The following is a 12905-nucleotide window of genomic DNA, read 5'->3' as shown; positions in this document are numbered from 1 at the left end:
CGGTCGAGGGAAGTCAAGCGGCACGTAAACGGACAAATTGGCCTAGCGTAAGGGCCATGAACGCGACATCCACGGGCGCGCTGCTGCTGTGCCGGTCCGAGCCGTCGGGCGTACGGCCGGCGGCGGGACTGCTGCGCGAGCGGCTGCTGCTCACCCCCGCCGGGCGCGACTGGAGCGTCCTCGTCCCGGAGGGCCGGCCCTGGCGGGAGGGCGCGGAACCGGTCGACCGCGTCGTCGCGAGCTGGGCCACCGCCCTCGCGGTCGCCGCGCCGTGTCCGGTCCTGGCGCTGTGGTGGGACGCGGACCGGGCCGGCTACACCCTGGCGTCCGGCTTCCGCCGCCCCGTCGGCTACACCTGGCTGGCCGACGGTACGCCCGCCGGCGAGGACGAGGCGATGCACACCTTCGCAGCCCGTCTGCGCCTCGACCCGGTCCTGGACGTCCAGGCCCTCGGACCCCTCACCCGCCCCGACAAGGCCGCCGACGCCCGCGCCCGGCTGCTGGGCCTGACCGCCGTCCTGGCCCGCACCGGCCTCGCCCTCCCGCCCGGGCTCACCCCCGGCGACCCGGCCGCCCGCCTCCGCACGTCCGCCGAGGCGCACGGCGCCGAACCGGTCGAGTGGTCCGGGCGGCGCGACGCGGTCCGGCACGGGACGCGGAGGGTGGAGGGCGCGGCGCCGGTGTCGGAGGCGGAGGCGCGGATGGCGCGGGACACGGTGCGGGCGGTGGAGGACGCGGTGGGCGACGTGGTCGGCAGTGCCCTCCACGAGACCCGGCTCGCCCCCTGGCTCCTCCGCCCCCGGATCCGGCTGCTCGCCACGGTCCAGCTCGTGGCCGGCCTGCCCGTCCTGGCGTGGGCCGTGGCCCGGCGCAGCGCCGGGTGGGCGACGGCCGGCGCCGTGCTCGTCGCCAACGGCGCGATCGGCCTCGCCCTCGGGGCCCCTACTCCTCGTCCTCGTCGTCCAGCCGCGCCAGCCACGTGGCCAGCCGCTCCACGGGAACCTCGAAGTCGGGGTTGAGATCGACGAACGTCCGCAGCTGCTCGGCGAGCCACTCGAAGGTGACCTCCTCCTCGCCGCGCCGCTTCTCCAGTTCCTCGATGCCACGGTCGGTGAAGTACATGGGAACAGCGTAACGACCGGTGAAGGCGGGGAAGTGCGGCGGACCGGTGCACCGGGGGAGGGGGCCCGTCCCGGGACTCCGCACCGTGTCCACGCCGCCCCGGACATGCCGGAGGGCCCGGCCCCGCGAGGTGATCGCGGGGCCGGGCCCTCCGTGCGTGACCGCCGGTCGTTCGGTCGTCCGGTCGTCCGGGGTGAGCGGGCGTCCGGGCGTCAGGCCTCGAAGACCTCGTTGACCAGCTGGGCCTGCTCGGCCTGGTGGCGCTTGGCCGAACCGACCGCCGGGGACGAGCTGTGCGGACGCGAGATGCGGCGCAGGCGCTCGCCGTGCGGGATGTCCGCGCCGACCGCCAGGTCGAGGTGGTCGATCAGGTTGAGCGCGATGAACGGCCAGGCACCCTGGTTCGCCGGCTCCTCCTGGGCCCACAGGTACTTCTCGGCGTTCGGGTACTTGGAGATCTCCGCCTGCAGCTCCGCACCCGGAAGCGGGTACAGGCGCTCGACGCGGATGATCGCCGTGTCCGTGACACCGCGCTTCTTCCGCTCGGCGTCCAGGTCGTAGTAGACCTTGCCGGAGCAGAAGACGACCTTGCGGACGGCGTTCGCCTCGACCGACTCGTCACCGATCACCGGGCGGAAGCCGCCGGTGGTGAACTCCTCCACCTTCGACGCCGCGGCCTTGAGGCGCAGCATCGACTTCGGGGTGAAGACGACCAGCGGCTTGTGGTGCGGGTTGTGCACCTGCCACCGCAGGAGGTGGAAGTAGTTCGACGGCAGCGTCGGCATGGCGACCGTCATGTTGTTCTGCGCGCACAGCTGGAGGAAGCGCTCCGGGCGGGCCGAGGAGTGGTCCGGGCCCTGGCCCTCGTAGCCGTGCGGCAGCAGCAGCGTGACGCCGGAGGTCTGGCCCCACTTCTGCTCGGCCGAGGAGATGAACTCGTCCACGACCGTCTGCGCGCCGTTGACGAAGTCACCGAACTGGGCCTCCCACATGACCAGCGCGTCCGGGCGGGCCAGCGAGTAGCCGTACTCGAAGCCCATCGCCGCGTACTCGCTGAGCAGCGAGTCGTAGACGTTGTAGCGGGCCTGCTCGTCGGCGAGGTACAGCAGCGGCGTGTAGTCCTCGCCCGTCACCTGGTCCACCAGCACCGCGTGGCGCTGGCCGAAGGTGCCGCGGCGGGTGTCCTGGCCGGAGAGGCGGACCGGGGTGCCCTCCATCAGCAGCGAGCCGATGGCGAGGGTCTCGCCCATGCCCCAGTCGATCGTGCCGTCCTCGACCGAGGCCGCGCGGCGCTGGAGCTGCGGCATCAGACGCGGGTGGACGGTGATCCGCTCGGGGATGTTGACCTGCGACTCGGCGATCCGCTTCACGATCTCCTGGGAGACCGCGGTGGTCACGGTGACCGGGAACTCGGCCTGGACGTCCGGGACGTGCGCCGGGGTCGGGTGCGAGGTGGCCTCGCGGACCTCGGTGAACACCTTCTCCAGCTGGCCCTGGAAGTCCTGGAGCGCCTGCTCCGCCTCTTCCAGCGTGATGTCGCCGCGGCCGATCAGCGATTCGGTGTACAGCTTGCGCACCGAGCGCTTCTTGTCGATCAGGGACACCATCTGCGGGTTGGTGAACTGCGGGTTGTCGCCCTCGTTGTGACCGCGGCGGCGGTAGCAGATGAGGTCGATCACGACGTCCTTGTTGAACGCCTGGCGGAACTCGAAGGCGAGGCGCGCCACGCGGACGCACGCCTCCGGGTCGTCGCCGTTCACGTGGAAGATCGGCGCCTCGATCATGCGGGCCACGTCGGTCGCGTACATCGAGGAACGCGACGACTCCGGGGCGGCGGTGAAGCCGACCTGGTTGTTGATGACGATGTGGACCGTGCCGCCGGTGCGGTAGCCGCGCAGCTGCGACATGTTGAGCGTCTCGGCGACGACGCCCTGGCCGGCGAAGGCCGCGTCACCGTGGAGGGCGACGGGCAGGACGGTGAAGTCGGTGCCGCCCTTGTTGATGACGTCCTGCTTGGCGCGGACGACACCCTCCAGCACCGGGTCGACCGCCTCCAGGTGCGAGGGGTTCGCGACCAGGGAGACCTTGATCTGCTCGCCGTCGAGACCGGTGAAGGTGCCCTCGGCGCCCAGGTGGTACTTCACGTCGCCGGAGCCGTGCATCGACTTCGGGTCGAGGTTGCCCTCGAACTCGCGGAAGATCTGCGCGTACGACTTGCCGACGATGTTCGCCAGGACGTTCAGCCGGCCGCGGTGGGCCATGCCGATGACGACCTCGTCCAGGCGCGACTCGGCCGCGGAGTCGATGACCGCGTCGAGCAGCGGGATGACCGACTCGCCGCCCTCCAGCGAGAACCGCTTCTGGCCGACGTACTTCGTCTGCAGGAACGTCTCGAACGCCTCGGCGGCGTTCAGCCGGCGCAGGATGCGCAGCTGCTCCTCGCGCTCCGGCTTGGAGTGCGGGCGCTCGACGCGGTCCTGGATCCACTTGCGCTGCTTGGGGTCCTGGATGTGCATGAACTCGATGCCGGTGGTGCGGCAGTACGAGTCGCGCAGGACGCCGAGGATGTCGCGCAGCTTCATCATCGACTTGCCGCCGAAGCCGCCGACCGCGAACTCCCGCTCCAGGTCCCAGAGCGTCAGGCCGTGCTCGGTGATGTCCAGGTCGGGGTGCTTGCGCTGGCGGTACTCCAGCGGGTCGGTGTCGGCCATGACGTGGCCGCGGACCCGGTAGGAGTGGATCAGCTCGAAGACGCGGGCGGCCTTGGTGACGTCGTCGTCGTGCGAGGCGTCGATGTCCTTGAGCCAGCGGACCGGCTCGTAGGGGATGCGCAGCGACTCGAAGACGTCGTCGTAGAAACCGTCCTCGCCGAGGAGGAGGTTGGCGACGATCCGGAGGAACTCACCCGACGCGGCACCCTGGATGACCCGGTGGTCGTACGTCGAGGTGAGGGTCATCACCTTGGAGATGCCCAGCTTGTTCAGGGTGTCCTGCGAGGTGCCCTGGAACTCGGCCGGGTAGTCCATCGAGCCGACGCCCATGATGACCGACTGACCGGGCATCAGACGCGGCACGGAGTGGACCGTGCCGAGGCCGCCCGGGTTGGTCAGCGAGACGGTGACGCCCGTGAAGTCGTCCATCGTCAGCTTGTTGGCGCGGGCGCGGCGGACGATGTCCTCGTACGCCTGCCAGAACTCGAAGAAGCCGAGCGTCTCGGCCTTCTTGATGGCCGCGACGACCAGCTGGCGGTCGCCGTTCGGCTTCACCAGGTCGATGGCGAGGCCGAGGTTGACGTGCGGCGGCTTCACCAGGACCGGCTTGCCGTCCTTCTCCGCGAAGGAGTGGTTCATGGACGGCATGGCCTTGATGGCCTGGACCATGGCGTACCCGATGAGGTGCGTGAAGGAGATCTTCCCGCCACGGGCGCGCTTGAGGTGGTTGTTGATGACGATGCGGTTGTCGAACAGCAGCTTCACCGGGACGGCGCGGACGGACGTGGCCGTCGGCAGCTCCAGCGAGGCGTTCATGTTCTTGGCGACGGCGGCCGAGGGGCCGCGCAGCGCCACGTACTCGGGGCCCGAGGGGGCCTCGGCGGCCGGTGTCCGCGCGGCGTCAGCCGCTCCCGCGGAGCCGGTGCTCGCACCGGGCTTGGCGGCGGGCTTTTCGGCGGCTGCCGGCTTTTCGGCGGCCGGCTTGGCGGGCGCGGCGGGGGCCTGGGCCGGAGCGGCGGGCTTCGTGGCCGGGGCGGCCGGGGCCTGGGCAGCGGGAGCGGCAGCGGCCTGTGCGGGTGCCGCTGCTGCGGGCTGCGCCGGGGCCTGCGGCGCCGGTGCGGGCTGTGCGGGCTGTGCGGGCTGAGCCTGGGCCGGGGTCGTGGTGTCCGCAGCCCCCGTGGCTACGGCACCCTCCCCCGCGGGCTTGTCCGCCGAGCCGGACGCGCCTGGCTTGTAGTCGGCGAAGAAGTCCCACCAGGCACGGTCGACCGAATTCGGGTCCTGGAGGTACTGCTGGTAGATCTCGTCGACGAGCCACTCATTGGCACCGAACGCGGCAGCAGGGTTCTGAGGTCCCTGCCCGTCTTGGTCGGTCGAGACGCTGGAGTTACTGGGGGACTGAGACGACACGGCGGCAACCGCCCTCTTCCGCTTCACAAGGTGATGGACAGCGGAAATAAAGGCTACGCCTCCCTGGCCTGCAGGTGCAGGTCGGGCATGCCATCGTCGCGTACATCACATTGAACGGTGTGTTTCGGGGCGCGAAATGGCGGGAAACAAGCGTGGTTCCCCTGCGAGCGGGTAGGCGCGAGCGCGGCTGCGCGCTCCGATGGCGCACATCCCGGGGCGGGTACGGGCACGTCCTGCCCATGTCCACGCAGAAGCCGAGCTTCCGGTTCGAACCCTACGTCAATTACGCGGCTGCGGGATCCCCGGAAGGGTGACCTGAATCCGGCATCCACGTGCGGATTCGGCCACCCCGATACGGCCACCGTGCAGATCGACCGCCCAGCGGGCGATCGCCAGGCCCAGCCCCGTGCCGCCGTCGCTGCCCGGCCCGTGCGGCGAGGCGACGCTGCCCCGGTTGAACCGCTCGAAGACCTTGTGCCGCTCCGACTCCGGAATGCCCGGCCCCTCGTCGACCACTTCCAGGTCCAGTGACTCCGGCTGCGGACCGCGCCGGGCCCGTACCGTCACGCGCCCGTGCGGCGGGGAGTGCTTCACCGCGTTGTCGATCAGGTTCGCCACGACCTGGTGCAGCCGCTCCGCGTCCGCGTGCGCGGTCAGCTCCGGCGGCGACACATCGAGGTGGAGGTGCACGTCCTTGCGGGTGTGGTGGCCCGAGCCGGAGCTCAGGCCGCGCTGCGTGGCGGCCAGATTGGCCTCCTTCAGCACGCCCGACAGGTACGGCCACACCTCGAAGCGCCGCGACCGGAGCGGTACGACACCGTTGTCCAGCCGTGACAGATCCAGCAGCGTCTCCACCAGCCGGCCCAGCCGCTCGGTCTGCTTCAGCGCCGTACGCATGGTCTCCGGGTCGGCGGCCGAGACGCCGTCCACGACGTTCTCCAGCACCGCCCGCAGCGCCGCGATGGGCGTGCGCAGCTCGTGCGAGACGTTGGCGACCAGCTCCTTGCGGTGCCGGTCCACCGCCTCCAGGTCGTCCGCCATGCGGTTGATCGTGGAGGCCAGGTCGCCGAGCTCGTCGCGGCGGTCGGCGCCGCGCACGCGGCGCGTGTAGTCGCCGTGCGAGATCGACTTCGCGACCGTGTTCATCTCGTCCAGCGGCGCGGTCAGGCCGTGCGCCACGAACTGGGTGATCAGCAGCGTGGCGATCACCGAGAAGACGGTGATGAAACGCAGCTCGGTCTCGGTGCGCAGGGCGACCATCAGCAGCCCGGTGGTGATGAAGACCGAGACGACGACGAGGGTGCCCAGCTTGGTCTTGATCGAGATCGTGACCGGCCGCACCCGGGGCCACCGGGACCGGGGCCCGGCCGACGGCCGCCGGCTCATGGCGCCGGGGTCTCCAGCGCGTACCCGACGCCGTGCACCGTACGGATCCGCTCCGCGCCGATCTTCCGGCGCAGCGCCTTGATGTGGCTGTCCACGGTCCGCGTACCGGAGGCGTCCGCCCAGTCCCACACCTCGGCGAGCAGCTGCTCGCGCGAGAGCACCGCTCTCGGGGTGTTCGCCAGGCAGACCAGCAGGTCGAACTCGGTCGGCGTCAGATGGACGTCGTCGCCCCGGACCCGCACCCGGCGCTGCGCGTGGTCGATCTCCAGCTCACCGAGGCGCAGGATGCCGCTGCGGGGTGTCACCGCGGCCTGCGCCGCCCGCTCCACGCGGCGCAGCAGGACGTGCACCCGGGCCGCCAGCTCCCGCATGGAGAACGGCTTGGTCATGTAGTCGTCCGCCCCGACCCCGAGCCCGACCAGCATGTCGGTCTCGTCGTCACGGGCGGTCAGCATGAGCACCGGCACCGGCCGCTGGGCCTGCACCCTGCGGCACACCTCCAGGCCGTCGAAGCCCGGCAGCATGACGTCGAGGACCATCAGGTCCGGCTGCCACGCCTCCGCCGCGTCGACGGCCGCGGGGCCGTCCGTCGCCGTCTGCACCAGGAAGCCCTCGGCCCGCAGTCGCGCGGAGATGGCCTCGACGATGGTGGTGTCGTCCTCGACGACCAGCACGCGACGCTGGGCACCCGGCGTGACCGCCGTACCGGTGTTGCTGGTGTGTGTCTGCTCCATCGCCCCGCCCCTGTTCGCGTACGTCGCGAACCGCGTGTAGATCCGTGTGTCGAGCCAGCAGCCTAAAGGCACCGACCGCGTCCCGGCTACGCAGGGCGAACGGCGAGGTGGACCACGTCCGGTACGCCCCGGGCAACCGGGACCTCTTCCGTTCTAACCCCGCTGAATCCGGCATTCCGCAACGACTCTTCGAAATCGGCGGACGGCTGCGCCGACCAGACCGCGAGCACACCGCCGGGGTTCAGCCGGGCCGCGCAGGCGGCCAGGCCGGCCGGTGTGTAGAGGCTGTCATTGCCGGAGGTGACGGTCCAGCCGGGGCCGTTGTCGATGTCCAGGCAGAGCGCGTCGTACGTGTCCGGCGAGGTGTGGACGTACCCGAGCAGATCGGTGTGGACCAGGACGGTGCGCGGGTCGGCGAGCGCGGCGCCCGAGAGGGCGGCGAGGGGGCCTTCACGGTGCCAGTCGATGATGGCCTGTTCGCGCTCGACGACCGCGATACGGCCCCACGCGGGGTTCGCGGCGGCGTGCGCGAGGGAGAACCCGACGCCGAGGCCGCCGATGAGGAGGGACAGCCCCGGGCCCTCGCCGAGCGCCCGCAGGGCGGCGTCGACGAGCAGGCGCTCCGAGCGGCCGTCGGAGGTGTCCATCAGGAAGGTGCCGTTGGCGATGATCTCGAAGTGGCCGCCGCGCTGTCGCAGCACCACCTCGCCGTACGGGCCTTCACGTCGGTCGAGTGTCGTCACGGGCGTCGTTCCGGGCGTCGTGTCTGCCATGGCACTCAGCGTAATGAGGCCCGCCCGGGCCCGTCCGGGCCTGTGGACAACGGAGTTGGCCCGCGACCGGCCGGTGTGATCCACCTGATCGCCACCTCCCTGTACGCCCGGTACGGCGACCCCGCCACCGTCTCCGCCCTGCTGCACGTCTCCAGTACGGACGTCGCGCACCTGTCGCGGACCCCGCTGCTCGTGCCGGCCGCCAGCGCGTTGTGGGTGGCGGGTGGCTTGTTCTCGCCGTACGTCCTCGCGTTCGTCGTCGTCCTCACCGCGCTGGAGCGCCGTATCGGGTCGTGGCGGGCCGCCGCGGTCTTCCTCACCGGGCATGTGGTGGCGACGCTGGCGACGGAGATCCCGGTCGCCCTGTCGGTACTGACCGGGCGTCTGCCCGGCACGTCCCTGCACCGCCTCGACTACGGCATCAGCTTCGGCCTGATGGCGTGCGTCGGCGCGCTCGACGGGCTGCTCGGGCCGGTGCCGCGCGCCGTCGTGCCGGCCTGGGTGTCGGTGCTGCTCGCGCACGACCTGCCGGCGTTCGAGGACCCGCTCACCAACTGGGGCCATCCGCTCGCCCTGTTGGCAGGAGTCGGCGGCCGGCCGCTGGTGCGGCGGGTGGTGCCACGGGTGCCCCGTCCCTGACCACTCCGGTCAGCGGGCCCTGGTACGTCCACCCCAACGCGCTGTACAGCGCGCGCCCTTCGGTCGTCGCGGCCAGGACCCCGGTGCGGGCGCCCGCCTCGGCACCGGCCGTCTCCAGGGTCCGCATCACGACGCGGCCCCGGCGCCGGTGACCGGGGTACGTCTCGATCCGGTCGACCACCGCCGTCGTGCCGGTCGGTGCCATCCGGCCGCGTGCGGCGAGCGTGCCGTCGGCGGCGAGGACCCGGACGAGGAGGACGCCGTCGCGGGTGGTGGTCTCCCGCACGTACCCCTCGGGGAGCGCGGGGGCGGTCGTGGCGCGCAGCTCGGTGAACATCATGAACCCGGGGTCGTCCGGCACGCTCCAGCCGGGGGTGATCCAGCCGGCGACCTCCTCGGGCCGGCCGAGCACCTTGAGCCAGGCGCCCGGCTCGGAGATGTCCTCGCAGAGGGCGCGTACGGCGACCTCGTCGGACTCGGGCAGGACGTGCCGGAAGAGCTGGTGGGGGAGGCCGACGTCGATGCGGTAGCCCCACGGCTCGGGGACGGGCGCGGGGGTGGAGCGGCAGATCGCCCAGCCGTGAACCCAGGCGTACGTAATAGCTGCACCATGCATGTGGTCATTACATACCGCAGGCCGGGTGCCGGGAAGCGGGCGTGCTACGGCCGTGGCGCCTTCTCGCCGTGCACCGACCGGTACTCGGCCGCGAGCCATGGCCCCAGGTCGTCGATGAGCAGGGAGAGCACGGCCGGGGTCGCGTCCACCGCGCGCCGCCCGACCGCCGCGGCCATGCGCATCTGTCCGGCCCGCTCGGGGTGGTAGCGGCCGAAGATCCCCGCCATGTCCTCCAGGTCGCTCGTCCAGTCACCCCAGCGCGGCATGACCAGGGTGAAACCGGTGCGCACGAGGTGGCGGCCCACCCAGCGCCCGAGCCGCCCGCGCTCGGCGTCCGTCGTCGCCTCGGCCGCCCGGCGCCGCCAGCGCGGCAGGATCAGCGCCAGGTCGCCGTTGATCTCCCGGGCGAGCAGGGACGTGGGCCGGTAGCGGGGGAGCCGCGGGGCGAGGTCCTCACCCAGGAGCGGGGTGCACAGGCAGGCGACGAAGAAGCCGAGGTCGTGGCGTTCGAGCTCGCTCAGCAGGGTGGAGGCGGCGAAGAGCAGGGTGCCGACGCCGTCGATCTGGGGGAAGGCGCGGTCGAGGTCCGCCTCCATGGCCGCGACGGCGGCCCGGTCGGCGTCCGTCGGCTCGTCCCGCAGGGCGATCAGCAGATCGAGATCGGAGACACCGACGCGTGCGGTGCCGCGCGGAACGCTCCCGTACAGATACGCGCTGTCGAGCCGTGCGGGGCCGAAGGTGTTCCCGATCCGTACGCGAGCCGCGTCGACCACCGGGGCGAACGCCTCCGGTACGCGGTCGAGGGCGCCCTCCCGGGCCAGGGTCCCGTCCTCGTTCAGCATCCGCCCATGCTGCCAGACCGGTGATCGCTGAGAGCGAACGGAGATCGGGGAACACCTGACGGCTCACGAGCATTGAGCCTGTACAGCTCAACTTGACTGCCGAAGGGGAGATCATGGCTTCGACGTCCACACCGCTCACCCTGCCCGTGCTGCCGCTCGACGACGAGGTCGTCCTGCCGGGCATGGTGGTCCCGCTCGACCTGTCCGACGCCGAGGTGCGCGCCGCCGTCGAGGCGGCCCAGGCCGCCGCCCGGACGGGCGAGGACGGGAAGGGCAAGCCCAAGGTGCTGCTCGTGCCGCGCATCGACGGGACGTACGCCGGCACCGGCGTCCTCGGCACGGTGGAGCAGGTCGGGCGGCTCTCCGACGGCGACCCCGGAGCCCTCATCCGCGGCCGGCACCGGGTCAGGATCGGCGCCGGGACGACGGGACCCGGCGCCGCGCTGTGGGTCGAGGGCACCACGGTCGAGGAGACCGTGCCCGACCCGCTGCCCGGGCAGATCACCGACCTCGTCAAGGAGTACAAGGCGCTCGCCACCAGCTGGCTGAAGAAGCGCGGCGCCTGGCAGGTGGTGGACCGCGTCCAGCAGATCGACGGCGTCTCCGCCCTCGCGGACAACTCCGGCTACTCGCCCTTCCTGACCACCGCCCAGAAGGTGGAGCTGCTGGAGACCGAGGACCCGGTCGCCCGGCTGAGGCTCGCCACCGAGCAGCTGCGCGACCACCTGGCCGAGCAGGACGTCGCCGAATCGATCGCCAAGGACGTCCAGGAGGGCGTCGACAAGCAGCAGCGCGAATTCCTGCTGCGCCGCCAGCTCGAAGCCGTACGCAAGGAGCTGCGCGAGCTGAACGGCGAGAAGGAGGGCGACGAGACCGACGACTACCGCGCCCGCGTCGAGGCCGCCGACCTTCCCGAGAAGGTGCGCGAGGCCGCCCTGAAGGAGGTCGACAAGCTGGAGCGGTCCTCGGACCAGTCGCCCGAGGGGTCGTGGATCCGCACCTGGCTCGACACGGTGCTGGAACTGCCGTGGAACGAACGCACCGAGGACCAGTACGACATCAAGGGCGCCCAGGAGATCCTGGACGCCGAGCACGCGGGCCTGGCGGACGTCAAGGAGCGGATCACCGAGTACCTGGCGGTGCGCAAGCGGCGCGCGGACCGCGGCATGGGCGTCGTGGGCGGGCGGCGCGGAGGCGCGGTCCTCGCCCTCGTCGGCCCTCCGGGCGTCGGAAAGACCAGCCTCGGCGAGTCGGTGGCCCACGCGATGGGCCGGAAGTTCGTGCGCGTCGCCCTCGGCGGCGTACGCGACGAGGCGGAGATCCGCGGACACCGGCGTACGTACGTGGGCGCCCTGCCCGGCCGGATCGTCCGCGCCATCAAGGAGGCCGGGTCCATGAACCCGGTGGTGCTGCTCGACGAGATCGACAAGGTGGGCTCCGACTACCGCGGCGACCCGGCGGCGGCCCTCCTGGAGGTGCTGGACCCCGCGCAGAACCACACCTTCCGCGACCACTACCTGGAGGTCGAGCTCGACCTGAGCGACGTCGTCTTCCTCGCCACCGCCAACGTCCTGGAGGCCATCCCGGAGCCGCTGCTCGACCGGATGGAGGTGGTCCGCCTCGACGGCTACACCGAGGACGAGAAGGTCGTCATCGCCCGCGACCACCTGGTGCCGCGCCAGCTGGAGCGGGCGGGCCTGGAGCGCGGCGAGGTGACGCTGGAGGAGGGCGCCCTGCGCAAGCTGGCCGGCGAGTACACGCGGGAGGCGGGCGTGCGCAACCTGGAGCGGTCGATCGCCCGGCTGCTGCGGAAGGTCGCCGCCCGGCACGAACTGGGCGAGCGGGAACTGCCCTTCACCATCGGCGAGGGCGACCTGCGCGGTCTCATCGGCCGGCCGCACCACGTGCCCGAGTCCGCCCAGGACCCGGCCGAGCGCCGCACCTCCGTGCCCGGCGTGGCCACCGGCCTGGCGGTCACCGGCGCGGGCGGCGACGTCCTGTTCGTCGAGGCGTCGCTCGCCGACCCGGAGACGGGCGCGGCCGGACTGACGCTGACCGGCCAGCTCGGCGACGTGATGAAGGAGTCCGCGCGGATCGCGCTGAGCTTCCTGCGCTCGCACGGCGCCGAACTGGAACTGCCCGTCACGGGCCTGAAGGACCGGGGCGTGCACATCCACTTCCCGGCCGGCGCGGTCCCCAAGGACGGCCCGAGCGCGGGCATCACGATGACGACGGCGCTGGCGTCGCTGCTCTCCGGCCGCCTGGTCCGCACGGATGTGGCCATGACCGGCGAGGTGTCGCTCACCGGCCGGGTGCTGCCCATCGGCGGCGTCAAGCAGAAGCTCCTCGCGGCCCACCGGGCCGGGATCACGACGGTGATCATCCCGAAGCGGAACGAGGCGGACCTGGACGACGTCCCGGCCGAGATCCTCGACAAGCTGGAGGTCCACCCGGTGACGGACGTCCGGCAGGTGCTGGAGCTCGCCCTGGCCCCGGCGACGGCGGCGCCGTCGGTGTCCGAGGACCCGGTCCGGGCCGCGGCGTAGCGTTCGCCCGCTCGCGACGACCCGGCGACGGCCCCGCCACGGTGTAGGGGGGCCGGCGGGTGGTCGGGTGCGGGGGGCGCCCGTGTGGTTAGGTCTGGACTAAATATTAAAGTCAGCGCAGCTCCC

General features: G+C 72.0%; 10 protein-coding genes. 3 read left to right on the top strand and 7 right to left on the bottom strand.

The annotated features are described in order from the left end of the window. Window positions 1-56: 56 nt before the first annotated feature. Window positions 57-1019: a hypothetical protein gene (locus ABZZ38_RS16510; protein ID WP_356740108.1), complete on the top strand. Its 963-nt coding sequence runs from the start codon at window positions 57-59 to the stop codon at window positions 1017-1019. Here the strand turns inward: ABZZ38_RS16510 and ABZZ38_RS16505 are convergent. The 5 genes from ABZZ38_RS16505 to ABZZ38_RS16485 form a co-directional block, all read right to left on the bottom strand. Further along, window positions 943-1122 (bottom strand): DUF6104 family protein, encoded by a 180-nt coding sequence (locus ABZZ38_RS16505; protein ID WP_023586593.1) that lies wholly within the window; start codon window positions 1120-1122, stop codon window positions 943-945. The genes ABZZ38_RS16510 and ABZZ38_RS16505 overlap by 77 nt on opposite strands. Before the next feature lie 212 nt (window positions 1123-1334). Continuing rightward, window positions 1335-5243, bottom strand: coding sequence for a multifunctional oxoglutarate decarboxylase/oxoglutarate dehydrogenase thiamine pyrophosphate-binding subunit/dihydrolipoyllysine-residue succinyltransferase subunit (locus ABZZ38_RS16500; protein WP_356740106.1), 3909 nt, complete (start codon window positions 5241-5243; stop codon window positions 1335-1337). A gap of 279 nt (window positions 5244-5522) precedes the next feature. Further along, entirely contained in the window at window positions 5523-6629 is a 1107-nt protein-coding gene (locus tag ABZZ38_RS16495; protein ID WP_356740105.1) for a HAMP domain-containing sensor histidine kinase, read from the bottom strand. Beyond that, entirely contained in the window at window positions 6626-7363 is a 738-nt protein-coding gene (locus ABZZ38_RS16490) for a response regulator transcription factor (protein WP_356740103.1), read from the bottom strand. The genes ABZZ38_RS16495 and ABZZ38_RS16490 overlap by 4 nt, the downstream gene beginning before the upstream one ends. A gap of 86 nt (window positions 7364-7449) precedes the next feature. Next, window positions 7450-8136, bottom strand: a complete 687-nt coding sequence (locus ABZZ38_RS16485) for a spermidine synthase (protein ID WP_356740101.1) — start codon at window positions 8134-8136, stop codon at window positions 7450-7452. 42 nt (window positions 8137-8178) lie between these two features. Here ABZZ38_RS16485 and ABZZ38_RS16480 point away from each other — a divergent pair, with 42 nt between their 5' ends. Further along, on the top strand, window positions 8179-8775 hold the full coding sequence (locus tag ABZZ38_RS16480) for a rhomboid-like protein (RefSeq protein WP_356740099.1): 597 nt from the start codon (window positions 8179-8181) through the stop codon (window positions 8773-8775). Here the strand turns inward: ABZZ38_RS16480 and ABZZ38_RS16475 are convergent. Both ABZZ38_RS16475 and ABZZ38_RS16470 read right to left on the bottom strand, forming a co-directional pair. Continuing rightward, the gene (locus ABZZ38_RS16475; protein WP_356740097.1) at window positions 8684-9391 is read right to left on the bottom strand and encodes a GNAT family N-acetyltransferase; all 708 of its coding nucleotides are present in this window, start codon (window positions 9389-9391) and stop codon (window positions 8684-8686) included. The genes ABZZ38_RS16480 and ABZZ38_RS16475 overlap by 92 nt on opposite strands. 44 nt (window positions 9392-9435) lie before the next feature. Then, window positions 9436-10233, bottom strand: coding sequence for a nucleotidyltransferase domain-containing protein (locus tag ABZZ38_RS16470; RefSeq protein WP_356740095.1), 798 nt, complete (start codon window positions 10231-10233; stop codon window positions 9436-9438). 113 nt (window positions 10234-10346) lie between these two features. Between ABZZ38_RS16470 and lon the strand changes: the two genes are divergently transcribed. Beyond that, window positions 10347-12779 (top strand): endopeptidase La, encoded by a 2433-nt coding sequence (gene lon, locus ABZZ38_RS16465; RefSeq protein WP_356740093.1) that lies wholly within the window; start codon window positions 10347-10349, stop codon window positions 12777-12779. Window positions 12780-12905: the final 126 nt, after the last annotated feature.

Origin of the sequence: Streptomyces sp. NPDC006368 (assembly GCF_040612535.1) — a bacterium.
Lineage (GTDB): Bacteria > Actinomycetota > Actinomycetes > Streptomycetales > Streptomycetaceae > Streptomyces.
Note: the sequence above shows the minus strand (reverse complement) of the source record. Positions and strands in the feature narration are given on the sequence as shown.